Here is a 26,605-nt window from a genome sequence, read left to right as displayed (position 1 = left end):
CGCCGGTCATGGCGAGGCACAGCCACGTACATGTGGCCGAATCAATTTAAAAGAACTCTACAGTTCTATAATTAATCCAATGCGGAATTGGAAGCTGAAAAATTTGCGGCTCTTTAAGCCGCGCCGACGCCGGCGGCAAAGATTGCGATGCAGCGCCGAAGATGGGCCAGCAGTGCTGCCCGATCGGGCCAAGCCTTGGCGGGCCCTTCCGGCGGCCCCATGCCGCCAAAGACCATATCCATCAGCATTCGGGCCCCGCTCTCAGGGTCATCAAGCGACAACTTGCCTTCCGCCCGGCGATCGCTCAGCCAGTCGGCAAGATGCTGTCGGCTGGCATTGATGCCGTCATGCTGCAGAATGTCGACGAGTTCTGGAAATTGCCCCGCTTCACGAAAGACGAGCTGCAGGAAGCCGGCACGGTCGGCATCCTTCTCCTCGTCCATGTCGATCATGAAGATGCGCTCGAGGCTCTCGGCGATCGAGAGATCCTCCACAGGCCTGGGCAGGTCGAGCATCATGCGCCGATGCGCGCCGACCACGGCAGCAAACAACTCTTCCTTGCTCTGAAACAGCTTATACAGCGTCTGCTTCGAGACGCCCGCCTCGGCGGCAACGACAGCGGTCGTGCTTCCGGCATAACCGCATTTTACGAAAACGCGGCGGGCAATTTCGACGATATGTGCCCGCTTGTCCTCATCGCTGGAGACTTTCGGCCTGCCCCGCTTGCGCGGCTCATCTACGGGCTCGTCGACACTATTCATGCTGATCTAGACCGCTTTACCAAGGTGCATGCCGATGACCCCGGAAAGCGGATTACGATTTCTGAGGGATGATTTTTTCGGTTGTCGCATTAGTAATTTCGACTTAGAGAACTCATAAGTTCTGTAATGCGTTGCATCCCCACCCTCATAGCGATGGAGCGCTTATGACGACCATTTCGGCCGCAACATCAATTTCTTCCTATTCCTATAGCAAGAATTCGACGTCCGCGTCACAGGACATCCTATCCTGTAATACGGTTTCGGCAAAAAAATCAACCACAACCCAGCAGTCCAGCGAAGACTCGACCAATAGCGCCGAGAAGCTCATGGCCCAGTTGATGTCGATGGCGATGAACGGCCTCACCGGTCAGTCCGGCTCCGCCCAAGAGCAGGACGGCGGCAAGGGTATGGACGTTGCGGAGCTGGACAGCGATGGCGACGGCTATGTGAGCAAAGCCGAATTCGTCGCAGCCCGGCCATCCGACGTGACGGAAGATCAGGCCGGCACGCTGTTCGACAGCTTCGACAGCGAAGGTTCCGGTTCACTGTCGGTCGACGCGCTGAGCGAGGCCATGTCCGCCCAGCAATCGCAACGTGCCGGTGGACCCCCACCGCCCGCCGGGGATGACGAGCCTGCATCCCTGCTCTCCGATCTCGATACCGATGGCGACGGGCTGGTCAGCAAAAGCGAATTCGTAGCAGGCCGGCCGTCAGACGTCAGCGAAGACCAGGCCGGCACACTGTTCGACAGCTTCGACAGCGAAGGCGCCGGTTCACTGTCGGTCGATGCGCTGACCGAGGCGATGTCCGCCCAGCAGTCGCAACGCCCGGACGGTCCGCCGCCTGCCGACGATCAGCAGTCTGCATCCCTGCTCTCCGACCTCGATGCTGATGGAGACGGGCTCGTGACATTGGAATAATTCATGGCCGGCAAGCCGGAGGACGTCACCGAAAGCCAGGCGAGCCAGCTCTTCGACCTGCTCGACACATCGGGCAGCGGTTCATTCTCCGCCCGCGCCACGGGCTGACGGCGGATAAGGAGCGTCGCATCGCGGCTGCTGGAGAAGCTGCAATGCGACGGCCTGAAAGCGGCCCGGCAATCGAGCCGGCAGAGCCCCGAGCCGGGCCGCTCCTGAACTGTAGAAGAGTTTGAATGGTGCGCGGCAACAGGCGCACGATATTTGCGCGCGGATGAGCCGCAGCGCCTACCGCCATCGCGGGGTCAGTCCAGACAATCTCATCTACCGGTGCCGGCCTTTGCCCGGCGCGGCCGATATCGTGCGCCCGTTGTCCGGGACCTGGAAGCCTCTCGTCACATGGCATGTTCCCAAACCTTAAAGGATCGAGCCATGAGCATTTTTGGAAGCATGAAAACCGCGGTCTCCGGCATGAGCGCCCAGGCAAACCGCCTGAGCACGGTTTCCGACAATATCGCCAACGCAAATACGGTCGGCTACAAAGCCGTTTCCACCTCCTTCTCGTCGCTGGTCCTGCCGTCCTCTTCGGGCAATTACAATTCCGGCGGCGTCCAGACATCCGTGCGCCAGGCGATTTCCGAACAGGGCGACATCTCTTATACGACTTCGGATTACGACCTGGCGATATCAGGAGATGGCTTCTTCATCGTGCAAAACGCCGACGGCACGCCAGTTCTCACCCGCGCCGGCGACTTCTCCGTCGACAGCGACGGCAATCTGGTCAACAGCGCCGGTTTTACCCTCATGGGATATTCCTATGATTCCGGCGTGCCGGCGGTGGTCGTAAACGGCTTCGACGGCCTGGTGCCGGTCAACGTAACCCAATCGGGCTTGAGCGCTATCGCTTCGAGCAGCGCCTATTTCAGCGGCAACCTGAATTCCGAGGCAACCGTCGTCACCGATACGACGACATTGCCGAGCGCCAACTCGTCCAGTGTCACAGACGACACGAAGAAGATGTCGCTGGTTGCCTACGACAGCCTCGGCGGCACCGTCCAGTACGACTACTACTTTACCAAGACGGGCGTCACGACGGATACGAGCGGAGCAGTCACCGGAAGCACCTGGGAGGTCTCGGTTTACCGCAACGCCGATGCGGCGACCGGCGGCACGACGTCCTTCCCCTACTCCTCCAGCGCGGTCAGCGTCGCCAGCCTTTCCTTCGACGCCGATGGCCAGCTGACCTCTGCTACAGACACCGACATCGTCGACCCGGTCACGGCAAAGACGATCACCATGGATTATTCGGATTTCACCCAGCTTGCCTCCGACTTCTCGGCGACGGGTTCTGCCGACGGTCAGGCCGCCAGTGCCGTGAGCTCGGTATCGATCGGTACGGACGGCGTGGTCTCGGTCTCCTATGCCAATGGCGCGACCAAGTCTCTCTATCAGATCCCGCTCGCCACCGTCGCCAGCCCCGACAATCTGACGCTGATGAGCGGCAACGTCTACAGCGCCAACGGCCAGTCTGGCGTCACCGTCACCGGCTTTCCGCAGACGAACGAGCTCGGCTCCATTCAGTCCGGCGCTCTCGAAAGCTCGAACGTCGATCTCGCCGGCGAACTGACGGAGATGATCGAAGCGCAGCGCAGCTATACCGCCAATTCGAAGGTGTTTCAGACCGGCTCCGATATCATGGATGTCCTCGTCAATCTGAAGCGATAGAGGGAGCAGCTGAATGTCGCTCACCTCCGCCTTGAACAGCGCCCAAAGTATTTTCAACAATACGGGCCAGCAAAGCAGCGTCATCTCGACCAACATCGCCAATGTCGGAAATTCCGATTATGTCAGACGGGAGGCGTCGATCACGACGTCCCTGTCCGGCGCGCAGGTCGTCAGCATCAGCCGGGCGCAGGAAACTGCGCTGCTGGCCCAGTATCTGCAGTCGAATGCCAAGGACAGCGCCCAGCAGACCCTGGTGACCGGCCTCGAAAGCCTGAAATCGCTGATGGGAGGCAACGATTACGAGACCTCGCCGAGCACCTATCTCTCGGGATTCCAGCAGGCTCTGCAGACATACGCAACATCGCCGAGCAGCACGACCGCGGCGCAATCGGCCGTCACCGCCGCGCAGGATCTTGCCAATTCCCTGAATACCGCAAGCGACGGCGTCCAGTCGATCAGGGCCGACGCCGATGCGGACATCGCCACGCAGGTCTCCTCGCTGAATACGCTGCTGTCACAGTTCGAGACGGCCAACAACGCGGTCAAGCAGGCGACCGCGACCGGCGCAGATACGTCCTCGGCACTCGACGAGCGTGAAAAGCTCCTGAAGCAGATCTCCTCGATCGTCGGCGTCACCACCACCGTGCGCGACAACAACGACATGGCGCTCTACACCTCGGACGGCACAGTGCTGTTCGAGACCGTACCGCGCACCGTCACATACGTCCCGACGACAACCTACGTCGCCGGAACCGAGGGCAATTCCGTCTATATCGACGGCGTGACGCTTGACGCCGGCGAGGGATCGACGACGACTGCCTCGGGCAGCCTGCAGGCACTGCTGCAGCTTCGCGACGAAATCGCGCCGACATTCCAGGCCCAGCTCGACGAAATTGCCAAATCCCTCGTCCAGGCCTTCTCGGAAACCGACGGCAGCACCAGCGCTCCCGGACTTTTCGTCTGGACGACGGCGGCCGGCGCAACCGGGGGAACGCCCGGTGCCTCCGACGACACGACAGGGATCGCCTCGACGATCTCCGTCAATCTTGCCGTCGTCACCAGCGAGGGCGGCGATGCGACGAAGCTGCGCGATGGAACGATCAGCGGCATCACCGATCTCAACACCGCCGGAGACAGCGGCTTCTCGGACAATCTCGACGCCCTGTATTCGGCTTTGACGGAACAGCGCTCGTTCTCCTCCGACGCCGGTCTTTCCACGACACAGAGCCTGACGGACTATGCCAGTTCCTCTATCGGCTGGCTGGAACAATATCGCAGCGATGCGACGTCGGCCTCCGAAAACACCGCTGCGGCGCTATCGCGTTCCGACGAGGCCTATTCCAACGAAGCCGGCGTCAACCTTGATGAGGAGCTGACGCTCCTTCTCGACATCGAACAATCCTACAAGGCGGCGACAAAGATCCTGAACGTCATCGACGAGATGTTCAAGTCGCTCCTCGACATAGCGAGCTAGCCATGAAAGCCTCTTTCGTCTCATCATCGGCGATGCAGACCGTCCTGCGTCTGACTATCAGCCAATCGCAGACCAAGCTGCAGCAGGCTTCGACGGAGGCGACGACCGGGACCTACGCCGATATCGGCGTATCCCTTGGCGCCGGCGCCGCAAAGTCGATCAATCTGACCAGCGCCATCGACCAGGCCACATCATTCCAATCGAGCAATGCCGTCGTCGGATTGCGCATGGACGCATCGCAGACCGCCCTTTCAAGCCTCAAGGACGCCGGCGACAGCCTGGTCTCGAACCTGACCGCTCTCCAGGCGAGCCAGGATACGACGAGTATCGCCGTTACCCTGCAGACCGCAGGTGCTACGATTTCGCAACTGATCTCGATGGCGAATACGTCGGTCAATGGCGAGTTCCTGTTTGCCGGAACGAACCTCGACAGCCAGCCGCTGACCGATCAAACCTCTACCACTTCGGATGCGATCGTCACGGCGCTGGGCGACTATGCAACCGGTCTGGGAAAAGATGTCAACGAGTTGACCGGTGAGGAAATCGGCACTTTCATCACCGACACCGTCGAACCGATGTTCTCCGAAAGTGCCTGGACGGACGCTTCGAGCGGCTGGTCGACCGCTTCCAGCACCGACATGACCAGCCGCATCAGCAGCTCGGAAACCATCACCTCGTCCACCAACGCCAATTCCGAAGGTATGCGTTATCTGGCGCTTGCCTCCGTCGTCGTCTCCGCCCTCTTCAGCCAGGATCTCAGCGCCGACGCGCAGAGCACCGTCGCATCGAAGGCGATTGGTTATGCGGCTCAGGCGACATCAGGCATCGTGACGCAGCAGAGCCAGCTCGGCCTCTCGCAGGAACGGGTCGAAAAGGCGAATGACGCCCTCGATGCCCAGTCGAGCCTGCTTCAAGGAAACCTCGTCGATCTCCAGGGCGTGGATGCCTATGAGGCGTCGACCCTCGTCAACGAACTGCAGACGCAACTGGAAACGGCCTACACGCTCGTTTCCAAGCTCCAGGGTCTGAGCCTGGTCAACTATCTCTGACGGATCAAAATGAAGGAGTTCAAGCGGTTGCAGATACCAGCCTTAAGGAAACAACCCAGCACGGCCTGCTCCGAAATCGTGGCGGAAGCCGCCTTCGCGCTCGCCTCCGGCATCATCGACACGATCCCCTTCGTCGGCAGCAAGCTGGACGAAGGGCAGGCGCGGGCATGGCCACGATCGGGTGTCTTCACCGATGACGGTGTCGAGATGACGGGCACGCCCCCTGAAATATTCGAGCTCTGTAAGCTGCTGGCAGGCCATATCGAGCGGGGCGCTGCTTTCGACGTCTTCGAGGTTTTCCACAAGATTGCGCGGATCGACCGGCTGATCGACTGGAGCCAAGGAGCGGTGCTTTCACCCGAGCCGCATCCGGTAACGCATTGACAGAAAAACAGAAAGATCGCCCGGAAGGTGGTGCGATCGCACCCTCGCCGCGATCGTGCGCCGGATATGCCGGCCTTGCACACCGCTTGTCCATTGCAGCATTCTGGACTTTGCCATAGGGAGATCGAAGGCGATTGTCGAAGGTCTGCCCACAGATGGGTCTATGAAAGACCGAGTGTGTTGTTGATGTCGAAACCGCGCGCGAAGCTGCCCTTCTCCGAAGAGACCCTGCAGGCCATGCTTGTCCGCGTGCTGCGGCCGCTGGTCAAGCTCGCTCTCGCCTCAGGCTTCAACTTCACCGCCTTCACCGCCGTTCTTCGCCGCCTCTATATCGAGGTCGCGGAGAAGGAGTTCGCGCTGCCGAACAAGCAGCAGACGGATAGCCGCATCTCGCTTCTGACGGGCATCCATCGCAAGGACGTCAACCGGCTGCGCGGACAGGCGCCTGATGCATCCTTTTTGACCGTCGGCGTTTCCCAGACGAGCCGGATCCTGGCCAGGTGGCTGGCCGATCCGCTCTATTGCGATGCGGAGGATCGACCGACCGCCCTGCCCCGGACCTCCAGCGATGGCGGCCCGTCCTTCGAAAGCCTGGTGAGCGACATCACCAAGGACGTCCATCCCCGCTCCATCCTCGATGACTGGCTGGACAGAGGGGTCGTCATTGTCGATGAAAACGGCTGGGTCCGGCTCAACCTCTCCTCGATCGTCCCCAATGCCGGCGACGAAGCCCGCCGGCATTATTTTACCCGCAATCTTCGTGACCATGTGCAGGCGTCGGTCATGAACCTGATGAACGACCCGCCTCCCTATTTCGAACGCGCGGTTCATTACGACGGCATGTCGCCGGCGCTGGCCGCCCGGCTCGACGAAATCGCGCGCGAGGAAGGCATGGCGCTGCTCCTCAAGCTCAACAAGCTCGCCCATCAGGCCATCAAGGACGATCCCGGCGGCAACAGCCGCTGGATCTCGGGCGTCTACGTCATGACCGAGGAGCGTGAGGCGGATCTTCAGGCAGAAGCCACCGGGACGGAGGCTGGCGAATGAGCCCGTCGACGATCTCCAGAAGACAGTTTCTGCTGGGCGGAATAGCGCTCCAGGTGCTGATGCCTGCGATGACAGCCGCGCAGCCGACAGGCACCGGCGATCATGGTATCGGCGGCTCCGGGCTTTCCATCGGCGGCGGCGAGAACGACGATCACGGGATCGGTGGAACCGGGATCGTCGGAACGATCCAGGGTTTTGGCAGCATCATCGTCAACAATATCCACATACCGTTCAGCGCGACGACACCGGTCGAGATCGACGGTCGGCGCGTTCCGGCGAGCGCGATGAAGATCGGCCATGTCGCGCGGGTGCTTTTGACGGGAAAACGCGCCGCCCGCATCACGATCGTCAGCGAAGTCCAGGGCCGTATCGACCGCATGGACAAGACCGGGATAAGAATACTTTCGCAAACCGTCGACACATCAGGTTTGTCCACAAAGGGCCTGCGGAAAGGCAAGCGGGTTGCCGTATTCGGCATCCGCAAACCTGATGGAACGATCATTGCACGGCGTATCGAGCCGCGCTCCGTTTCGGATGGCGCCCATATCCGCGGCGTCCCCGTCAAGAGCGGCAATCGCGTCCTGATCGGCGGCCTTTCACTTGGAAGCACGCATGGCTATCTCGCCGGCAAGCAGACGCTGGTGCGTCTCAAGGCGGTCGCCGATCGATTGATCATTACGCGCATTCAGACTGAACCGGTGGTGCCGGGCTTGAAACGCGGCATCGTCAATGTCGAGACCTTCCGGCCCACCGATAGAGGCCAGGCCGGCTCGGGGCCAGGTTCGGCGCCTTCCGGTCCGATGTCGCCGCCGCCTGATGGTCATGGCTTCGTCGATATCGGCGTACGGGATTCGAGCGGGATGACGGGCTTTCCAGGAGGACCCGGTCCGGATGGGTTGGGTCCCCGCCCCCCGCACGGCCCCTGGGATGGACCGCGGCCCGATCATTCGCCTTTCGGCAGAGGCCGGCCAGACGGAGATTTTCCGGACCCGAACAGACAAGGCCGGCCATCCGGTCCTGGCGGCCGTCCCCCAGGACCACCGCCCGGGGGGCCGGGCCCGCACTGAAAGCACAATCAGCCATGTTGACAAATGGGAAATTTTCCCATTTTATGGTCCTTGCGAATCTCGTTTGGGTTACCTCAAGAGGGACTTGCCGATTGGCTAACGGGTCCGCCCCACGCCCGCTAGCCAATCGCTTTGATTTTCAGCCGCTTTTCAGTCGAACCGTGTTTACGAGTCATTGCAAAGGATGGCCGCCCCGACAGGCGCCACCCGAACAGATCGTCACCGTTCAAGAGGAATCAGAAATTGCTTTTGCTGGAACGTGAACCGGATATTTCGATCGAGATGGACGAACCGCCCGTCGTTGCAACCTGGGAAAACCGTGCGCAAATCCTCGACATCATGAACAGCGCGCTGCACATGAGCCACGAATTCCAACTTCTTTGGAATAGCAGCGGCGAAACGGGCCGGCTCAGCCAGGACGATACGGATAGATTGGTCGAGCTGTTGCAAGAGATCAGCGACCTCAATGAAATGCTGATGCGCTTGGCCTGAGCGGCCCGCTGCTGAGCGACTTTCACAAAGCATCCGAAACATGCTGGTATCGAGAAAATTAAATCTCGATGCCCCCACGTGCCCGCCGGCCAGGCTTGACGACGGCGGCTTCAAGCGAGCGTTTTTCGTGGCGGGCAGCCGGTGAGCAAGATCATGCGCCTTGCGCGGGAAAGCTGGGGTTCGGCCATACCAATCTCCTTTGCGATAAATAAAGCAATGTCCTGCAAGCCATCAGGATAGCTGTTGGTGGCTTGATACCGAAAATAGTTTCCCCAATTCATCAACCACCCCAATTTTGGACGGCTGAACTCAGGCTGGGAAGATCGGCTAAGCCCCCGATGTTAAAAGAATTAACCATATCTCAGCGTTCTTCCGAAATAATGCTGTACGTAGATCAGGCCTCTCGACACGCAGAAGCCACAAATTATTTTGGAGACGACCTTGGCTTTTACTATTGCCCGTAGTCTGGTGGCATTTGGTGTCGCCGTTTCAGCCGGCCTTTTCATGTCGATCGGATTGCAGCAATCGGCGCTCGAACGGCTGAAAGTCAATGGCCCTGTCTACGAGCAGGTGGTCTACGGCAAGGATCTGATCGCCGATATTCTGCCGCCGCCGCTCTTCGTGGTCGAATCCTACATGCTCTCCTTCGAAGCGAGCAAATTTCCCGAACTCACCGAAACCAACCTTGCCAAGATTGCCAATCTGAAGGCCGCCTATGACGACCGTCGCGCCTATTGGAAAACCACCCGGCTGCCGCAGGCTTTGAAGGACGAGCTGGAAAACGATGTGCTGGCCAAGGGCGATGCATTCTGGGACGTGATGAACCGGGAGATCATCCCGGCGCTGAATGCCAAGGATGAAGACAAGGCGCACGGCGCGATCGAGCAATTGCGCGTCGCCTTCCATGCGCACCAGGATGCTGTGGAGAAACTCGTCGCGAATTCCGACGCCTTCCTGAAGGGCGAAGAAAAGAACGCAGCCTCGGAAATCGTAACCTGGACGATCTATGCGGGTGCAGCCGGCTTCGGGTCGTTCGGGCTGCTGCTGGTGGGACTCTACTTTCTGCGCCGCCGGGCAATCTTGCCGCTCGATGGCATGAAGGCCTATATGGGCAACCTCGCCGAAGGCGACTTTTCAACCGACGTTCCCTATGCCAACCGTTCCGACGAGATCGGCGCCATGTCCAAGGCCGTGGCGGTCTTCCGCCGCAATGCGCTCGAGCGGCAGGAGGCCCAGACACGCGAAACGGCGCGTCGTGATGCGGAATTTGAGCGCGAACGCAGCCAGCTGGCCGAAAAGGCCACCGAGGAGCAGATCCGCCAAACGGTGATCGATCAACTGACCTATGGCCTGGAACAGCTTTCGACCGGCAAGCTCGACTGCCGGATTACGACACCATTCGCGACCACCTACGAGACTTTGCGCGCAAAATTCAACAACAGCATGGACGCGCTTTCCGCCTCGATGGCCGAAATCGCCCAAACCTCCAAACAGGTGGGCAGTTCCTCGGCCGACATTACCGGCGCTACCGAGAGCCTTGCGGTGCGCACGGAACAACAAGCAGCGATGCTCGAAGAGGCCACGACAGCGCTCGGTGAAATGAATGCCAAAGCGAAAGACGCCTCTGATCACGCCGGCAAGGCGACTGGCATGATGGTCGAGACGCGCAGCAGCGCCGAACATTCGGCGGCCGTGGTTCGCGAAGCGATCGCTGCGATGGAAAGGATCGAAGGCTCGTCCTCGCAGATCGGCGACATCGTCAACGTCATCGACGAAATCGCCTTCCAGACCAATCTTCTGGCGCTCAATGCCGGGGTTGAAGCCGCCCGTGCCGGCGAAGCGGGCAAGGGTTTTGCCGTCGTGGCGCAGGAAGTGCGCGAACTCGCTATGCGCTCGGCCAACGCCGCCAAGGAAATCCGGGCGCTGATTTCCACCTCCTCGGCCCAGGTTTCCACCGGCGTGGAGCTCGTCAACCGCACCGGCAAGGCGCTCCTGGAAATCGAAGGGCAGGTCGAGCAGGTTGCCAACCTGATCGCCCGGATCGTTTCGGTGTCTTCCGAGCAGGCGGTCGCGATCAGCGAGATCAACGCCTCCGTCAACGCGCTCGATCAGGTGACGCAACACAACGCGACGATGGCCGTGGAAACCGCCTCGGCCTGCCGTGCGCTCGGCTCTCAAACACAGACACTGGAAGGCGTCGTCAGGCGCTTTCAGATCGATGCTGCGGCCAGCATGTCCAGACCGCAGAGAGCTGCCTGACGCGCATCGCATTTCCATCGCTCCAAAGCGCGTCACGTCGAAGCTGGTTCAGGTGATGCGCCGGCATCATTGCTGCCCGACGCTCCAACCTCGCAGGGCATCGCAAACCTCCGCTCTGGTGGGCGCGCCGGTGCGCCCGCCGAACACCTGGCATTTGAGCGCCGCCGCCATGGACGACATGCGCATCGTCTCTGCGATCGGCAAGCCTTCCGCTGTCGCCAGCGCGAAAGCGCCATGGAAGATATCGCCGGCTGCGAGCGTATCGACCGTCCTCACCTTCGGAGCGGCAAGATGGACGATTTTGCCGCTTCGGTCATCGAACCAGAAGCAACCGTTTTCGCCTGCCGTAACGCTGATGAAGGCATGCTCGAACTTTCGCTTCAGAAGGCCGACGGTCTTGGCCAGCTCGGCCGTTCCGGTCAGGCGCTCGGCGGCCGGCTGTGAGAACACGATGTGGCTGGCTGCCGGCGCAAGCATCTCGATCACGCCCTCGCCGGCAACATCGCCATCGAGAATGGCCGGCTTGCCCGCCTCTCTCGCTGCCGAGAGCGTGCGCAGCGCAAGCTTCGGCCACCGGACATCGACGAGCACAGCATCGAAAGACGAAACATCCTGCTGTGTGACCGGTTTGGCGGTATCGTGCAGGCCCGCATCGTAGAAGGGCACGATCAGGCGCTCGCCCTGATCGTCAATGAGGATCGTCGAGACGGCCGAGCGGGCGCCCGCCACGCGCAGCATACCGCTCGTGTCTATGCCGCTATTCCCGAGATCTGCAATGATGCGTTCGCCGGTGGCGTCCTCGCCGACGGCACCCCAGAGGCTGGCATGGCCGCCCAGCCGGGCGACGGCAAAGGCCGCGCTCGACGCCATGCCCTCGGCGACCTGCAGCATATCGTAGGGCAGGATCTTGCCCTGGCCGGTTGGTAACGAGCGCACGCGAAACAGCGTGTCGAGCACCGCCGCGCCGACGCAGAGCACGCGGCGCGCCGGGCTAGAGCATGATGCCGAAAAGTGTAAGCGGTTTTCGGACGACATCATGCTCTAACTCTTTAATTTAGAACAGGATTCAGATTCTAGGCCGACCGGCCTAAAATCATCCTGTTCTGGCAGGCGGATCGAAGGCGGAAGAAGTCGTCACGGCCGTCGTCTCATCGGCTCACTTGACGGCGCCGGCCGTCAGGCCCGCCACGATCTGCCGCTGCGCAAACACCGTCAGGATCAGCACCGGCAAGGTAACGATCAAGGCGGCTGCAGCGAGCGGGCCCCAGCTGACCTGTTCGAACGACAGCATGTTGTAGACCGCGACCGGAAGCGTGCGGGTCTCGCGGCTGGCGAGCACGATGCCGAAGACGAAGTTGTTCCAGGAAAAGATCACCGACAGGATGAAGGCGACGACGATGCCGGGCTTGGCGATCGGCAAGGCGACCATGCGGAAGACCTGCCAGGGTGTGGCGCCGTCGATGCTTGCGGCCTCTTCCAGCTCCATCGGCGTCGTCTCGAAATAGCCGATCATGATCCAGACGACGATCGGTACGGTGACGACGAGATGGATGATGATCTGCGGCAGCAGCGTGCCGAGCAGGTTCAGCCATTGAAACAGCAGGAAGAGCGGGATCAGGAAGGAAAGGCCGGGCGTCATGCGCGCGATCATGATGACCATTGCCGACTTCTCCGCCTTCAGGCGGGCGATTCCATATCCGGCCGGAACGCCGATCAGGAGCGCCAGAAGCGTGGCCGCACCCGTCACCAGCACCGAATTCCAGAGATAGAGGAAGAAGTTGTTCTCCTCGAAAACCTTCACATAGTTCGACCAGGCAAAACGCTCCGGAATGAAGATCGGCGGGTAGGCGCCGTTGTCGATCTCGTATTTCAGCGACAGCGAAATCATCCAGAGGAAGAACAGGACGACCGGCGAGATCATCACCACGGCAACGAACAGCAGCCCGATGCGATCGAGCGTCTTGCGCTTCATCAGCGTGCCTCCCCGTCGGACCAGTTCACGCGCTGCCGGATCATCATCAGGACGAAGGAGAGCAGCACGATGAGGATGAAGAAGACCACCGCCATGGCCGAGCCGTAGCCGATATCGTAATAGGCGAAGGCGGTGTTGTAGAGATAGATGTTGATCGTTTCCGATGCCGTGCCCGGGCCGCCCTGGGTCATGGCATAGATGATGTCGAAGCTCTTCACCGCATCGATGCTGCGGATGATCACCGCGATCATCAGGAACGGCGCGATCATCGGCAGCGTGAGATAGCGGAATTTCTGCCAGACATTGGCGCCGTCGATCTCGGCACTTTCATAAGGTTCGCGCGGAACCGCCGCCAGCCCCCCGAGCACGATCAGCATGACGAGCGGCGTCCACTGCCAGCTTTCGACCAGAACCAGCGAGGGAATGACGCTGCGCTGATTGTAGATCCATTCCTGCGGGCCGATGCCGACGAAGGAAAGGAGATAGTTAAGCACGCCGAGCTGCGGATGGTACATCATCGTCCAGACGAGGGCGATGGCGACCGGGGTCGCCATCATCGGCATCACGAATATGCCGCGGATAAGACCGCGCAGCGGGAATTGCGCATCGAAGATCAGCGCGGCGAGCGTCCCCAGAAAAAGCGGAACCACGACGGACAGCGTCGTATAGAGCACTGTATGCCAGAGCGACTCCCAGAAGCGCACGTCGGTGGCGAGTCTGATATAATTATCAAGCCCGGCAAACACCTGGGATTGGCCTAGCGTCCAGCTGTTGACGCTCATCCATACCGTAAACACCCATGGAAAGACGATGACGGCGGATATGACGATGAGCGCCGGGATGACGAAGGGCCAGTAGTTGGGAGCAAACCGATCCGGTTTGCTCCCTCCTTTCGACGCCTTGGCCGCTGCGGCCGTTTCGATGCTTGCCGAGGTCATTATCCCTCGCTTTTCGCCAGGACGGGTTCGAACTGTGCCGTCGCGGCCTTCAGCTCGGCTTCAGGATCGGCACCGCCGATCATGTTGGTCAGACCGACGCCATAGATGTCGCGGAACTCGGTGACCGGAATGATGACCGGCAGGGCAAGCTGCGAGATCTTGCCGGAGCCGACGACGGCATCCAGCCATGCGGCCGGCATCTTGACGCCTTCGCGGACCTTTGCATCCTCCAGCACGGACTGACGGAAGGGAACGCCGGCGCCGGCCTGCAGCAGGCGCGCGCCCATTTCATGCGAAATCGCCCATTGGCAGAAGAGGTAAGCGGCTTCCTTCTTCTGGCTTGCCGCGACGACGCCAAGCCCGTCGCCGAAGGTGCCTGCGGCCTGTGCCTTCGGGCCTTTCGGCATGATGCCGTAGCCGACCTGGCCGACGACACGCGATTTTTCCGGATTTTCGATCGGCGGCGCAAAGCCGACGCCATCGAGCCACATGCCGATCTTGCCCTGCAGGAAGGCCGACTGCGCCTCGGCCCAGTTGAAGCCGGAGACGCCGGGAGGGGCGGTCTTGGTCATCAGCTTCTGATAGAGCTTGGCCGCATCGACCGCTTCGGGCGATGTCGTGCGCAGCTTGCCATCAGGGCCGAGCGGGCTCGAGCCGTAACCGAGCAGCAGTGACGTCCAGACCGGCGTATTGGCGTTCTTGAGGCCGCGGGCGACGAAGCCGTAGGTGTTGGTCGAAGGGTCGGTCAGCGCTTCGGCGGCACTTGCCAGTTCGTCGAAGCTCGTGGGATAGGCAAGCCCCTTCTTCTCGAACAGCGCCTTGTTCCAGTAGATGATCCAGTAATCGACAGAAAAGGGAAGAGAGCGCAGAACGCCGCCGGCGTCCTTGGCGAAGGCAAGACCGGCTTCGGCGAAATCGCCCTCGGTGAGCGACGGGTCGGTCAGCGAAGGATCCTTGAGGAAGCCGCTGATATCGGCAAGCCAGCCGCCCTTTTCGAACTGCCGTTTCTGGACATGGTAGCTCATGTGCACGACGTCGAAGCTCGGTTTGCCGGAGCTGAGCTCGATCGTCGTCTTCTGGCGCTGCTGCTGTTCGGGCGTCGCCTCGGCATTGACCTTGATGCCGGTCAGCGTCTCGAATTCAGGCAGGTACTTCAGAAGGATTTCGCTGCGCGGGCTCTTGACCAGGTTGACTTCGAGCGTCGTGCCGGTGAAGCGCTTCCAGTCGACGGCGGCAAATGCCGAGCGCATGCCGAGCATGCTGCCGGCCCCAAGCGCGGCCGTCCCTGCCAGAAAGCCTCTTCGCGTCGGGTTCAAAAATGATGGCATGTGATCCTCCTCTTTTTGCCGGCGATCTCCTCACCTCCGGCTGATTATTCCCGATTATATCCTCAGCGCACGATCCCTTGCACCGTTGATGTGTGCGACAAGGCTGTTGACGGCGTCCTCCGCCGATCGTCGCTCGATCGCCTCGAGCACCTTCAGATGCTCGCCCATGACAGGCCCGACGTGACCGTCGATGCGAAACCGATCCTGGCTGATCAGGCGCATCTTGATCGAGTTTACGCGGTAGGCGTTCGAGATGATGGTATTTCCAAGCGCATCGATAAAGGCATCATGCATGCCCCAATCGACGGCTTGCGCGCGCAGTTCCAGCTCATGCGAGCCGTCGCCGCTGCGGATGGCGTCGGCGATATCGCGATGCTGCTTCAAAAGCTTTGCGATCGTCTCGTCCGACGCTGACCGGGTGAAAAGCGCCACGGCCTCCTTCTCCAGGAAGACGCGCAGCTGGAATGCCTCACGAATAAGGTTGAGATCGATGTGAGCGATCTGCAAACCCCGTTGCGGCACGGTCTTGATTAGCCCTTCGGCTTCGAGCCTGGGGATGAGTTCACGAATGGCGCCGAGCGTCAGTCCCGTCAGCTCTACGAGACGGCGCTGGGAGACGAACTGGCCGGGACGCACGTCACGCGCAAGAAGATGGCGCGTGAAGCTCGCATACGCCTTTTCCCGCAGCGTCGGCTGCTCGTCCATTTCGTCCATCGCCTCTTCCCGAAACATGCCTGACCTATGCCGCTTTCGACTGGAAAAGACGATCGAAAGCAAGAGCGAGCTGCGCCTGCCCCTCGGCTGATATTGAAGCGAGCGGCGGACGGACGGCAAGCCAGATTTCCTCCGCCGTCACGTGCGCCACCATGGCCTTCACGGCCGGGACAACAGGCTGTTTCAGCAGTTCGGCCACGAAACCCTCGATGCGGGGGTCGTCCTTGCCCTCTTCGGCCATCAGCCTGACGTCGCGCGGTACAATATTCGCCATGCCGGAGATCGCCCCTTGGCCGCCAAGCCGCACGCCCCTGGCGAGATGCCGTTCATCGCCCACCAGGATGATGAGATCGCCATGCGCCTTGAGCAGGCTTTCGGTATACGGCCAGTCGCCGGAAGAATCCTTGACGCCCGTCACGATATTGGGAAAGGCGGTCCGCAGCCGTCCGATCAGCGACACGGTCAGCGGAACCATGGTGAGCGACGGAAGATTGTAGACGATCATATCACGCGCCTTGTCTCCCAGCATGGCGAAGACGGCCGCAAACCACCGAAAGACACCGTCGTCGCTGACGTTCTTGAAATAGGACGGCGGAGCAAGAAGGATATTACGAACGCCGTGGGAAAGAGCATGATCGGCCTGCATCGCCGCATCCTCGGCGGCATCGACCAGCACGCCGACGATGATGTTTCCTGCCGCGATCCCGGCATCGAGAAAGGCCGCGAAGACGCGCTCACGTTCCCGGTTTCCGATGGAGGAGCCTTCTCCTGTCGTTCCGAACAGGGTTACGCTCGAGCATCCGGCAGCGAGGCATCGCCTTGCCTGCGCGATCATAACATCGATCGCAATATCGCCATTGCTGTCGAACGGCGTGGCGAGAGCGACTGACAGCCCGAATTTCTGGGTCAAATATGCTTCCTCCCGATTGTTGGGATTAGATGTAGCAGGCTGACATGTTAGTTGTAAAGAGGTGATTGCGTGCCATCCCGCTTTGCGATCGCCGCTGCCGTTTCCTTTCAATCAGCCCACACGTTTTGCCGTACCACCGTTTGCCCGCACCAGCGCCATCAGCATCGGGCCGATCGCAAATTCCCCTCGCTCGGTCCTTCGCGTGAGATCGCGGAGATAGCCGCCGGGCGAATTGATGTGTCCGCCCCTTTCCAGAATGCAGGCGATCACGGTCGCGGCATTTTCCGGCCCCATGCCGGTGCAGGCTTCCTCATAGGCCGAGGGGCTGACGCCGAGCATCGAGCGGACGACGACCGCAGCCGACATCAGGTCGCGCCAGTTGCCGATCGTTCCGCCCGGCCCATAATCGAGAATTTGCGGGCAGGCCTGAAGAACCAGACCAAGCGGGAAGGATTTCAGCGTATGTCCTGCCACAGGTTCGGCCACGCCGGATCTCCTGCGGCTGATTGCGGCGGTCGATGCCGGATGTTTCAATCCCTGTTCGTCCTGCGGCCCGGCGATCGGGTCGTTATCACCCGCCGGCTTCGCGCCCTGCTTCGGTTCGAAGCTTGGTTCAAGTTCAGATGTGGAGTCGGGGTTTGAATTCTGTTTGTGACGCTCAATCTGAGACTCATTGGCGTCTATTTTTTGTAATTTTATATGTCTTTCCAGCAGGTTGACGGTTTCGTCGCGCAGCAGGACCATCTCGTCGAGCAGTGCCGTCAATTCCTCGGCTCCCGCCACGCGCGGAATCCTGCGCACGAGATCGCGAAACATCAACGACATCTGCTCCCAGTCGCCGGGTACCGCTTCATCGAGCGCTGCTGAGATCAGCTTGGAGATGTCCCGCCGGCAGACAGTGAGACGTTCCCTGGTCGCCCGGATGAGCTCCCGGTCGGCAATCACCTCGGCGGCCAGACCTTCAATCTCAACCGCGCGTGCGAGCAGTGGGGCGACGCTGAAGCCGAAAGCCTCACCGATCTCCCCTGCCCTGTCGCGGCGCGCATAGCGCTTTCCGTTCGGGCTGTCCTTGCGCAGGATCAGGCCGGCCTCGACCAGCACGGCAAGATGCCGCCGCAATGTCGCCGGCGTCATTCCCCGGGCGCGGAGCGAAAGCTGCGCATTCGAGGGAAAGACGATCAGGCCCTTCTCTTCGGAAATCTCGTCATCGGGATAGAAGGTCAAAAGCGCATCGAGCACCGTCAGCGCCCGATCGCTCACGCCGAGCGCCGGACGTGCCTCGCAGATCGCCCTGAACAGCTTCCATTTGCTGCGTCTCATCCCCGGCTCGATGGTCTCGGCCAGTTGCTGGCTTGCCAGCATGCCAAGCGACATCGGCCGCCGCCCAAAGGGCGTCGTCACATATCCACTCTCCATTTGCCTTCACCTTCGTTCAGGCAAAAGAAAACCGTCCACCAATTTGGTGCCTAAGACGCTTGACTGTGATTCGTGGAAATGCGATTCTCGATGTGCTTAAGATCTGAGAAGGGCTTCCACGACGGCGTCGTTGGGGGCCTTTTTCTTTTGCGCGTTACGCTCCTCTGTCCTTTTTGAACTCCTGAAACAGGCCCTGCAGCCTTTCCTGGACGAATTGATCGAAACCGGGGGCGGTCTTGCCGTCGAAGACGAAGGTCGCACCGGACGCCGTTTTCTTGACCATCACAGGCACGCCGCTGACCGCGGTTTTGGCAATTGCCGGCTTCGGCGCCGCCGTCCGCTTCGTTGCCAGCACAAGGGTGCGGTGAAAGCGCTCGTCGCTCGAGATTTTGTGCGCGTCGTCCGCGGACAACTCGGCGATGATCTTCTCGATGTCTGCGTCTTCAAGACGCTCACCCAGTTCCAGCCAGCGCCGCCGGCCGATATCGGGCGCCGCACCGATGGCATTGATGAGATCGAGGGGCACCTGCCGGATGACGATCAGCATTCTCGACAGGGCCGCCTTGTCGACGCCGAGGGCCGCCATGATGACATCGCGGCCGAAGCTGCGCTCCTCGAGCCGCGACGCAAACAACGCCCGTTCGATATAGGAGAGATTGGTTCGAGCGCTGTTTTCCTGCCCCTGGCTGACGACCAGCTGGCCGTCTGTGAGATCGCGGACAACCGCTCGTACCCTGATGCCGATCTGTTTCGTGGCCGCCAGGCGACGATGGCCGTAGGCAACCTGATAGCGTCCCCTGGTTTCGGGGTGCGGGCGAACCAGGATCGGAACCTGCTGCCCGTGCTCGCGGATCTGCTCGACGAGCTGGGCGAGTTCGGTCGGATCGATCGCCAATCGATCGCTGACGAAAGAGGCGTCGATCAGGCCGGTATCGAGCTCGACGATGGTCTGGCCGGCCGCGAGCTGCCGTTCCAGTTCACTCGCCCGCTCCATTTTCTCGGTAATGTTTCCGAGCGTTTTGGTGATGCCGCCGACCGGCGCAGCGCTGCGCTCCTGCGGCACGAAACCGGCGATCGGTCGATTGTCGCGCGGTGCGACTGCCTCGGTTCTTGCCGGGCTCGGAGCGGAAATCTCGATGAGGTTCTTACGCGCCATCTATCTATTTCCTCCCCCAGGTCGAACGAATATGCGCCTCGATCTCGCCGTTCACCAGGTTGAGGGAGTCCAGCGCCCGGTCATAGGTTCCGCGGGTAAACTGCGATCGCTCGACCTCGTAGAGGGTCTGCTTGGTAACGCCGGCATCGGCGACCGCCGTCGACTTTACCATCGCATTGTGGAGCATGCGATTGCCGAAGATCGCCCGCATGAAGCCGGTCATCTGGCTCTGCGGCCCGTCGTTCGGCTCGAACCGCGTCACGAGATAACGCATCCAGTCATAGCTGGTGCGTCCGCCCGCCTTCTCCACGACCGACATCAGCTCGCTCGTCATCGTCAGGAACTGCGACATCGACATAACGTCGAGCATTTGCGGATGAACCGTGATCAGGACTGAGGTTGCCGCGCAGAGCGCCGACATCGTCAGGAAACCCAGCTGCGGCGGGCAGTCGATGACGACGACGTCGTAAAGGCTTTCGATCTCCGTCAGCACTTCGCCGATGCGGGCGAAGAACATCGTCTCCGCCGTACCCGACGACATCGCCTTCGGCGTCTCGTGCTCGAACTCCATCAGCTCGAGATTTCCCGGAATGAGATGCAAATTGGGCGTGTAGGTGGCGCGCACGATATCGGCGATGGGGCGCGGATCCTCATAGCGGATCGCGCCATAGATCGTTTCGCCCTCGCCGACGTCGAATTCCGGCTGATGGCCGAACAGGGCCGACAAGGAGGCTTGCGGGTCGAGGTCGACGGCGAGCACGCGGTAGCCCCTCAGCGCCATGAACTGCGCCAGATGGGCCGCGGTGGTGGTCTTGCCCGAGCCACCCTTGAAATTCATGACGGAGACGATCTGGAGCTTTTCCCCCGGCCTGCGGGCCGGCACATATTTCGGCGTGCCGTTTCGCTCGTCGAGGACCCGGCGAATCCGGTCCATATCCGTTGCGCTGTAAAGCCGCCGTCCGTTTGCCAGAGGATCGGGCCCATGGCCGTCGGCCGCCACCTGCCGGAGATAACCTTCGCCGATGCCGATAAAGGCTGCGGCCTCCGCCGGCGAAAATGTTCTGATGGTCTTTTGCGACAGCGGCGGGAAGATTTTTGCCTGATGCTGCTGAAGTTGATAGGACAACTCCTTGGCATCCGTTGCCAGAAGCGACGGGAGATGCTCTTGATCGTCCTGAAGAGCAAGACTCGGCTGCATGATCTTTTTCCCAAATAACTGCGCAATTTTGAACGAAAGCGCTTCAGTTGCGCAGTTACTATATGCCGCGATTCGTGACCGAATTACAAATGCTTAACCAAAAGGCAGATCGAGCCACGAAAAACGGGTTCGGCAATCCGGCAGTTTCCGGGTCCACTTACCGGTGATTCGCACCCGCCCGAAGCGCCGGCGAGCAAGGCCGATGCCCCCATTATGCACATGAAGTTCATTGAATTTTTTGCGACGCCGCCGGCAGCCCGGAAAGCCTATTGTCCGTCATTTTCAGATGGTTGTTACCGGCAGTGCGTAACGGTCGCCTGCGCTCGGCGGTTGCCTGACGAAAATAAGCCGCCGGTCAGTTCGAGACGACTGAGAAAAGGCGATGAGCGAACAAAACGGCCGACAAAATGCCGATCGGGATGATCTAATCCGCCATCGATCGGTAGAGCCATTCGGAGAGCGTCTCGGATGCCATCCGCGCGCCATCGCCCGGAAGCAGTGCATCCTCGGTCAATTCGACACCGAAATACGACGTGGACGGATCGGTGATCACCGGCCGCTCGTCTTCGTTTGCGGTGAGATAGATCCGTGCGATCTCATCAACACCGAACTGTTCCGGGCCGCCGATCTCGACGATGCCGCCCAAAGGCATCGAGACGGTCAATTCGGCCAGGAAGGCGGCGACGTCACCGGCTGCGACAGGTCTCATCAAGGCTGGCGGCAATCGAACGACATCGCCTTGCGCACCGATGTCGATCAATCCGCTGATGAACTCGTAGAATTGCGTGGACCGGAGGATCGTATAGGGCCGATTAGACGCCCGGATAAGATTTTCCTGCACCATTTTCGCACGAAAATAGTCGCTTTCCACGAGCAGCGGCGTACCGACGACGGAAAGCGCGAGATAATGCGCAACACTGGCTTCAGCGGCGGCCGCGAGCAAATTCTTCGTCGATTCCTTGAAGAAATCCAGTGCAGCGCTGTCGCCGAAGGAGGCGGCATTGGTCACATCGACGACGATGTCGGTTCCGGCTATGGCCGCTTCAAGGCCCGCGCCGGTAACCGTATCGACGCCAAGCGACAAGGATGCCGCCGTAACCTCATGGCCTGACCGGCGCAGGCCTTCGCTGAGCAGCGTTCCGATGAGCCCGCTTGCTCCCACCACGGTAATTTTCATGTCGGCATCCTCGCGATCGATTACATCGACAATGACCGGAAAGCCAAGAGCCTTCCATCATGCATGAGGGTGGCTACCTTAGCCCTAGGTATAGCCGAGCAGACCCAAGGTTTAGGATGGCGATCGGGAACCGCAAACAGCCTCCCCTCCACGGTGGCGCTGAAGATCCGGTCGGCGGGCGCAACGCTACCTCGCCGCGCAATCTATGGATTTCCATGAGTTGCGGCTGTGGTGCTGCGGGATTACGGTTCGAGTATGAGCTCGCCGGCCCCGACATCAAGAACGAGTGCTGCACCGGATGCTTGTGATACCCGGGCTTTGCCTGCCCGACAGGAGCGATTGATGATGAACGTCTGGTCGCACCGTCCCCAATCCGTGTATCTGGGGCTTTTCATTGCAGCCTATGTGCTCGCCTGCGGCTTCGCCCAGTCGCTGGCGATCGTGCCGGGAACGGGTATTTCCATCTGGCCTCCGGGCGGACTTTTCATCGCGACACTCATCCTCGCCTCCAGGCGCACCTGGCCATGGTGGATACTGGCCGGCTGCCTGGCTGAGTTGTTCAGCAATGCCCTGTGGTTCTACAGTCCGCTGCCTGCGGCCCTCCTGATCTATGTCGGCAATGCTCTCGAAGCGGTCGTCGCGGCATGGTTGGTCAATCGGAGCTTGAAGCGTCCCGCGCAGTTGGAAACCTTGCAGGAGGTTCTTGCATTCGTCGTCCTGGGCGCCGGAATTGCGCCAATCGTCAGCGCAACGATAGGAAGCGCGACGCTCGCCTGGTTCGGCATTCAATCGCAATCCTTCCTGACGGCCTGGCCGCTCTGGTGGATCGGTGACGCAACCGGTATCCTGATCGTCGCGCCGCTGGCGCTCACCGTCTTTCACAATTGGCGCGACAAGACCCGGCTCTCGGCCGCCCAATGGCTGGAAGCCTGCGTCCTGGGGCTGATTTTTCTCGGCGTCGCCGCCCTTTCGCTCAGCGGCTACCTTCCCTTCGCCTACATCGTCATGCCGCCGCTTCTTTGGGCCGCGGTCCGCTTCGAATTCAAGGGCGCGGCCATATCGCTCGCCCTCCTCGCCCTGATCGCGGCCATCTTCACGATCACAGGCGCCAGCCATTTTGTCGGCGATGCCGGCTCCCAGAAACACAAGCAGGTCATGCTGCAGCTTTTTCTGGCCATCTCGGCGTTTTCGGCGCTGATCGTCGCCGCCATATCCAGGCAACACCAGCTGGCCGTGCTGACGTTGCGACAAAGCGTGGAGACGTTGCGCGAGCGGGAACAGGAACTTTCGCAGCTCGTCGACATGGTTCCGAGTCACGTCTGGCGCCTGACGCCCCAGGGAGAACCGACCTTTTTCAATAGACGAATGGCCGATTTCCTCGGTCTCGATGTCGCGGATTCGGACAGGCCCGATATGAGCCGGCTGGAGGCGCTCATCGAGGCCGTCATTCATCCCGATGATGCAGTCGGCTTCAGGGATGCGCTTAACCACTGCCTCGCCACCGGCGAAAACTTCGCCATGCGATATCGGCTGCGCCGCGCCGACAACGTCTACCACTGGATGTCGAGCCGCGCCGAGCCGATGCGGGATCAGGCTGGGAATATCGTCCAGTGGTACGGCCTTTGCCACGACATCGACGATCAGGTCCGTGCCGAAGAGGCGGTGCGTCAGAGCGAGCGAGCGCTGCAGCAGATGATCGACGCGGTGCCGGTTCGCGTCTGGAGCGTCGAGCCGACGAGTGGCTCGGTCTATTTCAACAAACGTTATCAGGACCATTTCCGCGCCGTCATCGCCGGTTTCGACGCTCTCGGCGAGCCGCGCATCGAAGAGCTGCTGCAGCAACTGATCCACCCCGAAGACGCAGCCGGCGTTCAGCGCACGCTGCGGAATTGTTTCGAAAACGGCAACGGCTCGGCGATGCGGTTTCGCTGGCTCGAAAAGGACGACGTCTACCGCTGGGCGGAATGCAGGGTGGAACCCCGGCGCGATGACGACGGAACGGTCGTGCAATGGTACGGCGTTTCCCTCGACATCGACGAGGAGGTTCGCGCCCTGGAGGCACTGCGTGATCGCGAGCGCGAACTCTCGCAGCTCGTGGACATGGTCCCGGTTCACATCGCCCGCATGGCACCGAACGGCGAGCCGACCTTCTTCAGCAAGCGCACTCTGCAATCCATTGGAGTGGATGACGTCGCGACCTGGGACAAGCCTGATATCAGCCGCTCGGCGGCCATCATCGGCGCAACCGTGCATCCCGAGGACGGGCCTCGAATGAGAGAGGTGCTCGCTCACGCGCTTGCGACCGGCGAGCCCTATACCATACGGTACCGACGGCGCCGCGCCGATGGCGTATATCGGTGGATGGAAGGTCGCGCGGAACCTTTGCGGGATCACAATGGAGAGATCGTGCAATGGTATGCGGCTGCGATCGACATCGATGACGAAGTGCGTGCGCAACAGGCGCTGCGCGAGAGGGAACGGGAGCTATCACAGCTCGTCGACATCGTCCCGAGCCTTCTCTGGCGCCTGGACGCGGATGGCGAACCGACCTTCTTCAACAAGCGGCTGATCAATTTTCTCGGCCAGGACATTGCAAACACTGAGAAGTCCGGCATGGACCGGCTGTCGGCCATCATCGAAGCCGCCATCCATCCAGACGATGCCGACAGCCTTGCCGAAGCGCTGAGGCACTCCTTCGCCACCGGCGAGCGCTTCTCCAAGCAGTATCGCCTGCGGCGCGCCGACGGCGTCTACCGCTGGGTGAAAGGCAGCGCCGAGCCTCTGCGGGATGAGAGCGGGCAGATTATCCAGTGGTACGGTCTCACCAATGACATCGACGATCAATTGCGCATCGAGGAGGAGCTGCGCGAGCGAGAACGTTCGCTCTGGCAGATCGTCGAAACGCTGCCGGCAATGATCGATTGCGCAGCACCTGATGGAGAGCCGGTCTACCGCAACCCCCAGCTCCGCGACTTCCTCGGATATAAGCTTGAAGAGCTTGACGGAACCGGGAAAACCCGGCTGGACGGCACACTCGATGCCGGCGTTCATCCCGACGACGTGGCGGGTGTCAAAGAGAACTACGCCCATTCATTGGCCACTGGCGAGCCCTATGCGCGCCGGCATCGCCTGCGGCGGTTCGACGGCGAATATCGCTGGGTCGAGACACGCGCTGCGCCGATGCGCAATGCCGAGGGCGTCATCGTCCAGTGGAATGTCATCTGCCTTGATATCGACGGAGAGGTTCGGGCGGAAGAGGATCTGCGTCAGGCGCGGGAGGGGCTTGCGCGGGCGAGCCAGGTGGCGAGCCTCGCCGAGCTTTCGGCCTCCATCGCCCATGAGGTGAACCAGCCGCTGGCGGCCGTCGTCGCGAACTCACATGCCTGCCAGCGCTGGCTCCTGGCCGAACCGCCGAACATGGAGCGGGCGCAGAGGACGGTCGAGCGCATCATCCGCGACGCCAACTCCGCCGCGGATGTCGTCAGCCGCATCCGCGCCCTGTTCAAACAATCCGCTGACAGGAGGGCCCATACAGCACTTGCGGGCGTCGTCAGCGAAGCGCGCAACCTCATGGCCGAGGAAACAGCGCGCCGCCGCGCCCGGATCGAGATGGAGGTCGATGGCAACCTTCCGCTCATCGCCATCGACCGCGTCCAGATCCAGCAGGTTCTGATCAATCTCATCCGCAACGGCATCGAGGCGATGGACACTATTGCCGGCGACAGGGTGATCGAGATGCGCCTGCGCCACATAGGCAACGCCGTCCAGACCGAGATCAGCGATCGCGGCCAGGGGATCGAGTTTCCCGAGAAGATGTTCGAGCCGTTCTTCACCACGAAGGAAAACGGCATGGGCATGGGTCTGGCGATCTGCCGTTCGATCGTCGAACTGCACGGCGGACGATTGTGGGCAGAGAAGAACAATCCGCACGGAGCAACGTTGATCTTCACCTTGCCTATTGAAATGAAGGCGGCGTCATGACGAGAGACGATCATATAGTCTTCATCGTCGATGACGATGAACGCATCCGCGAAGCGCTCGGCGAGCTGCTGGACTCGCATGGCATGCGCGCCGTCGCCTTCGAATCGGCCGGCGATTATGTGAAGATGGATAAGCCGGATGTCCCTGCCTGCCTTATCCTCGATATCGAACTGCCCGATATCAACGGCCTCGACCTGCAAAGACAGATCGCCAACGGCGATCATCCGCCGATCGTCTTCATCACAGGACATGGCGACATCCCCTCCTCCGTGCGTGCGATCAAAAGCGGCGCCGTGGATTTCCTGACCAAACCCTTCAGCGATGCCGATCTCATGGCGGCAATCCATGCGGCGATCGCCCAGGATCGGGACAAGAGGTCCGAACGCGCCGAACTCGACATGCTGAAACGACACTACCTCGAGCTGACGCCGCGAGAACGCGAGGTACTGCCGCTTGTGGTCAGCGGTCTTTTGAACAAGCAGGCGGCCGCCGAACTCGGGATCAGCGAAGTCACGCTACAGATCCATAGACGAAATGTGATGCAGAAAATGGCGGCGGCCTCGCTCGCCGATCTCGTGCGGATCGCCGAGAAACTGGAAATACCGATTACCCACTCGCGCCGGGTGGGGGGGAATTGAAC

Annotated in this window: 22 protein-coding genes and 1 pseudogene; 11 read left to right on the top strand and 12 right to left on the bottom strand. The window is 60.9% G+C overall.

The genetic code is table 11. The features are described 5' to 3' along the window. Positions 1-113: 113 nt before the first annotated feature. The gene (locus GGD57_RS06180; protein WP_184467876.1) at positions 114-761 is read right to left on the bottom strand and encodes a TetR/AcrR family transcriptional regulator; all 648 of its coding nucleotides are present in this window, start codon (positions 759-761) and stop codon (positions 114-116) included. Positions 762-925: 164 nt separating this feature from the next. On the opposite strand from GGD57_RS06180, the pseudogene GGD57_RS06175 reads away from it, so the two are divergent. The 8 genes and pseudogenes from GGD57_RS06175 (at position 926) to GGD57_RS06140 (ending at position 8,916) form a co-directional block, all read left to right on the top strand. Further along, positions 926-1,789, top strand: a pseudogene (locus tag GGD57_RS06175) (EF-hand domain-containing protein). A 321-nt stretch (positions 1,790-2,110) separates the two neighbouring features. Next, the gene (locus tag GGD57_RS06170; protein WP_184467874.1) at positions 2,111-3,403 is read left to right on the top strand and encodes a flagellar hook protein FlgE; all 1,293 of its coding nucleotides are present in this window, start codon (positions 2,111-2,113) and stop codon (positions 3,401-3,403) included. Positions 3,404-3,416: 13 nt separating this feature from the next. Beyond that, a complete protein-coding gene (flgK, locus tag GGD57_RS06165; RefSeq protein ID WP_184467872.1) occupies positions 3,417-4,877 on the top strand; it encodes a flagellar hook-associated protein FlgK in 1,461 nt (486 codons plus the stop codon). Positions 4,878-4,879: 2 nt separating this feature from the next. After that, complete coding sequence (locus GGD57_RS06160) at positions 4,880-5,926, top strand: flagellar hook-associated family protein (protein ID WP_184467870.1); 1,047 nt, start codon at positions 4,880-4,882, stop codon at positions 5,924-5,926. Between the two features lie 9 nt (positions 5,927-5,935). Continuing rightward, the gene (locus GGD57_RS06155; RefSeq protein ID WP_184467868.1) at positions 5,936-6,310 is read left to right on the top strand and encodes a hypothetical protein; all 375 of its coding nucleotides are present in this window, start codon (positions 5,936-5,938) and stop codon (positions 6,308-6,310) included. 186 nt (positions 6,311-6,496) lie between these two features. Next, complete coding sequence (locus GGD57_RS06150) at positions 6,497-7,357, top strand: DUF6502 family protein (RefSeq protein ID WP_184467866.1); 861 nt, start codon at positions 6,497-6,499, stop codon at positions 7,355-7,357. After that, a complete protein-coding gene (locus GGD57_RS06145) occupies positions 7,354-8,424 on the top strand; it encodes a DUF5666 domain-containing protein (RefSeq protein WP_184467864.1) in 1,071 nt (356 codons plus the stop codon). Before GGD57_RS06150 ends, GGD57_RS06145 begins: the two co-directional genes overlap by 4 nt. Positions 8,425-8,667: 243 nt before the next feature. After that, complete coding sequence (locus tag GGD57_RS06140) at positions 8,668-8,916, top strand: hypothetical protein (protein ID WP_184467862.1); 249 nt, start codon at positions 8,668-8,670, stop codon at positions 8,914-8,916. A gap of 110 nt (positions 8,917-9,026) precedes the next feature. Here GGD57_RS06140 and GGD57_RS06135 read toward each other — a convergent pair whose 3' ends face one another. Then, positions 9,027-9,197 carry a hypothetical protein gene (locus GGD57_RS06135; protein ID WP_184467860.1) on the bottom strand — a complete coding sequence of 57 codons (171 nt, stop codon included), beginning with the start codon at positions 9,195-9,197 and terminating at the stop codon, positions 9,027-9,029. A gap of 160 nt (positions 9,198-9,357) precedes the next feature. On the opposite strand from GGD57_RS06135, the gene GGD57_RS06130 reads away from it, so the two are divergent. Then, positions 9,358-11,175, top strand: coding sequence for a methyl-accepting chemotaxis protein (locus GGD57_RS06130; protein ID WP_184467857.1), 1,818 nt, complete (start codon positions 9,358-9,360; stop codon positions 11,173-11,175). Positions 11,176-11,241: 66 nt separating this feature from the next. On the opposite strand, the gene GGD57_RS06125 is transcribed toward GGD57_RS06130, so the two are convergent. From GGD57_RS06125 to GGD57_RS06080, 10 genes are all read right to left on the bottom strand, one after another. Then, positions 11,242-12,210, bottom strand: coding sequence for a sugar kinase (locus GGD57_RS06125; RefSeq protein ID WP_184468030.1), 969 nt, complete (start codon positions 12,208-12,210; stop codon positions 11,242-11,244). Positions 12,211-12,331: 121 nt separating this feature from the next. Beyond that, the gene (locus tag GGD57_RS06120) at positions 12,332-13,147 is read right to left on the bottom strand and encodes a carbohydrate ABC transporter permease (protein WP_085740354.1); all 816 of its coding nucleotides are present in this window, start codon (positions 13,145-13,147) and stop codon (positions 12,332-12,334) included. Continuing rightward, the gene (locus GGD57_RS06115) at positions 13,147-14,085 is read right to left on the bottom strand and encodes a carbohydrate ABC transporter permease (protein WP_184467856.1); all 939 of its coding nucleotides are present in this window, start codon (positions 14,083-14,085) and stop codon (positions 13,147-13,149) included. Before GGD57_RS06115 ends, GGD57_RS06120 begins: the two co-directional genes overlap by 1 nt. Then, positions 14,085-15,413: an ABC transporter substrate-binding protein gene (locus GGD57_RS06110; RefSeq protein ID WP_184467854.1), complete on the bottom strand. Its 1,329-nt coding sequence runs from the start codon at positions 15,411-15,413 to the stop codon at positions 14,085-14,087. The genes GGD57_RS06115 and GGD57_RS06110 overlap by 1 nt, the downstream gene beginning before the upstream one ends. A gap of 54 nt (positions 15,414-15,467) precedes the next feature. Beyond that, positions 15,468-16,145: a GntR family transcriptional regulator gene (locus GGD57_RS06105; protein ID WP_184467852.1), complete on the bottom strand. Its 678-nt coding sequence runs from the start codon at positions 16,143-16,145 to the stop codon at positions 15,468-15,470. Between the two features lie 7 nt (positions 16,146-16,152). Next, positions 16,153-17,037 carry a dihydrodipicolinate synthase family protein gene (locus tag GGD57_RS06100; RefSeq protein ID WP_184467851.1) on the bottom strand — a complete coding sequence of 295 codons (885 nt, stop codon included), beginning with the start codon at positions 17,035-17,037 and terminating at the stop codon, positions 16,153-16,155. Positions 17,038-17,148: 111 nt separating this feature from the next. Beyond that, positions 17,149-18,453 carry a plasmid replication protein RepC gene (repC, locus tag GGD57_RS06095; RefSeq protein WP_184467849.1) on the bottom strand — a complete coding sequence of 435 codons (1,305 nt, stop codon included), beginning with the start codon at positions 18,451-18,453 and terminating at the stop codon, positions 17,149-17,151. 154 nt (positions 18,454-18,607) lie between these two features. Then, positions 18,608-19,609: a plasmid partitioning protein RepB gene (repB, locus tag GGD57_RS06090; RefSeq protein ID WP_184467847.1), complete on the bottom strand. Its 1,002-nt coding sequence runs from the start codon at positions 19,607-19,609 to the stop codon at positions 18,608-18,610. A gap of 4 nt (positions 19,610-19,613) precedes the next feature. Next, positions 19,614-20,807 (bottom strand): plasmid partitioning protein RepA, encoded by a 1,194-nt coding sequence (gene repA / locus GGD57_RS06085; protein ID WP_010069193.1) that lies wholly within the window; start codon positions 20,805-20,807, stop codon positions 19,614-19,616. 424 nt (positions 20,808-21,231) lie between these two features. After that, positions 21,232-21,984: an SDR family oxidoreductase gene (locus GGD57_RS06080; RefSeq protein WP_184467844.1), complete on the bottom strand. Its 753-nt coding sequence runs from the start codon at positions 21,982-21,984 to the stop codon at positions 21,232-21,234. 342 nt (positions 21,985-22,326) lie between these two features. Between GGD57_RS06080 and GGD57_RS06075 the strand changes: the two genes are divergently transcribed. After that, positions 22,327-25,965, top strand: coding sequence for a PAS domain-containing protein (locus GGD57_RS06075; protein WP_184467842.1), 3,639 nt, complete (start codon positions 22,327-22,329; stop codon positions 25,963-25,965). Then, positions 25,962-26,603, top strand: coding sequence for a response regulator transcription factor (locus tag GGD57_RS06070; RefSeq protein WP_184467840.1), 642 nt, complete (start codon positions 25,962-25,964; stop codon positions 26,601-26,603). The genes GGD57_RS06075 and GGD57_RS06070 overlap by 4 nt, the downstream gene beginning before the upstream one ends. Positions 26,604-26,605 lie beyond the last annotated feature (2 nt).

Source organism: Rhizobium esperanzae (assembly GCF_014197615.1).
Lineage (GTDB): Bacteria > Pseudomonadota > Alphaproteobacteria > Rhizobiales > Rhizobiaceae > Rhizobium > Rhizobium esperanzae_A.
This window is presented reverse-complemented; position numbering and strand designations above follow the sequence as displayed.

What these genes read in the sequence shown, in the direction of transcription:
- GGD57_RS06180 (WP_184467876.1), bottom strand. Translation starts at nt 761, where the DNA reads ATGAATAGTGTCGACGAGCCCGTAGATGAGCCGCGCAAGCGGGGCAGG.
- GGD57_RS06170 (WP_184467874.1), top strand. Translation starts at nt 2,111, where the DNA reads ATGAGCATTTTTGGAAGCATGAAAACCGCGGTCTCCGGCATGAGCGCC.
- flgK (WP_184467872.1), top strand. Translation starts at nt 3,417, where the DNA reads ATGTCGCTCACCTCCGCCTTGAACAGCGCCCAAAGTATTTTCAACAAT.
- GGD57_RS06160 (WP_184467870.1), top strand. Translation starts at nt 4,880, where the DNA reads ATGAAAGCCTCTTTCGTCTCATCATCGGCGATGCAGACCGTCCTGCGT.
- GGD57_RS06155 (WP_184467868.1), top strand. Translation starts at nt 5,936, where the DNA reads ATGAAGGAGTTCAAGCGGTTGCAGATACCAGCCTTAAGGAAACAACCC.
- GGD57_RS06150 (WP_184467866.1), top strand. Translation starts at nt 6,497, where the DNA reads ATGTCGAAACCGCGCGCGAAGCTGCCCTTCTCCGAAGAGACCCTGCAG.
- GGD57_RS06145 (WP_184467864.1), top strand. Translation starts at nt 7,354, where the DNA reads ATGAGCCCGTCGACGATCTCCAGAAGACAGTTTCTGCTGGGCGGAATA.
- GGD57_RS06135 (WP_184467860.1), bottom strand. Translation starts at nt 9,197, where the DNA reads ATGAATTGGGGAAACTATTTTCGGTATCAAGCCACCAACAGCTATCCT.
- GGD57_RS06125 (WP_184468030.1), bottom strand. Translation starts at nt 12,210, where the DNA reads ATGTCGTCCGAAAACCGCTTACACTTTTCGGCATCATGCTCTAGCCCG.
- GGD57_RS06120 (WP_085740354.1), bottom strand. Translation starts at nt 13,147, where the DNA reads ATGAAGCGCAAGACGCTCGATCGCATCGGGCTGCTGTTCGTTGCCGTG.
- GGD57_RS06115 (WP_184467856.1), bottom strand. Translation starts at nt 14,085, where the DNA reads ATGACCTCGGCAAGCATCGAAACGGCCGCAGCGGCCAAGGCGTCGAAA.
- GGD57_RS06110 (WP_184467854.1), bottom strand. Translation starts at nt 15,413, where the DNA reads ATGCCATCATTTTTGAACCCGACGCGAAGAGGCTTTCTGGCAGGGACG.
- GGD57_RS06105 (WP_184467852.1), bottom strand. Translation starts at nt 16,145, where the DNA reads ATGTTTCGGGAAGAGGCGATGGACGAAATGGACGAGCAGCCGACGCTG.
- repC (WP_184467849.1), bottom strand. Translation starts at nt 18,453, where the DNA reads ATGGAGAGTGGATATGTGACGACGCCCTTTGGGCGGCGGCCGATGTCG.
- repB (WP_184467847.1), bottom strand. Translation starts at nt 19,609, where the DNA reads ATGGCGCGTAAGAACCTCATCGAGATTTCCGCTCCGAGCCCGGCAAGA.
- repA (WP_010069193.1), bottom strand. Translation starts at nt 20,807, where the DNA reads ATGCAGCCGAGTCTTGCTCTTCAGGACGATCAAGAGCATCTCCCGTCG.
- GGD57_RS06080 (WP_184467844.1), bottom strand. Translation starts at nt 21,984, where the DNA reads ATGAAAATTACCGTGGTGGGAGCAAGCGGGCTCATCGGAACGCTGCTC.
- GGD57_RS06075 (WP_184467842.1), top strand. Translation starts at nt 22,327, where the DNA reads ATGATGAACGTCTGGTCGCACCGTCCCCAATCCGTGTATCTGGGGCTT.
- GGD57_RS06070 (WP_184467840.1), top strand. Translation starts at nt 25,962, where the DNA reads ATGACGAGAGACGATCATATAGTCTTCATCGTCGATGACGATGAACGC.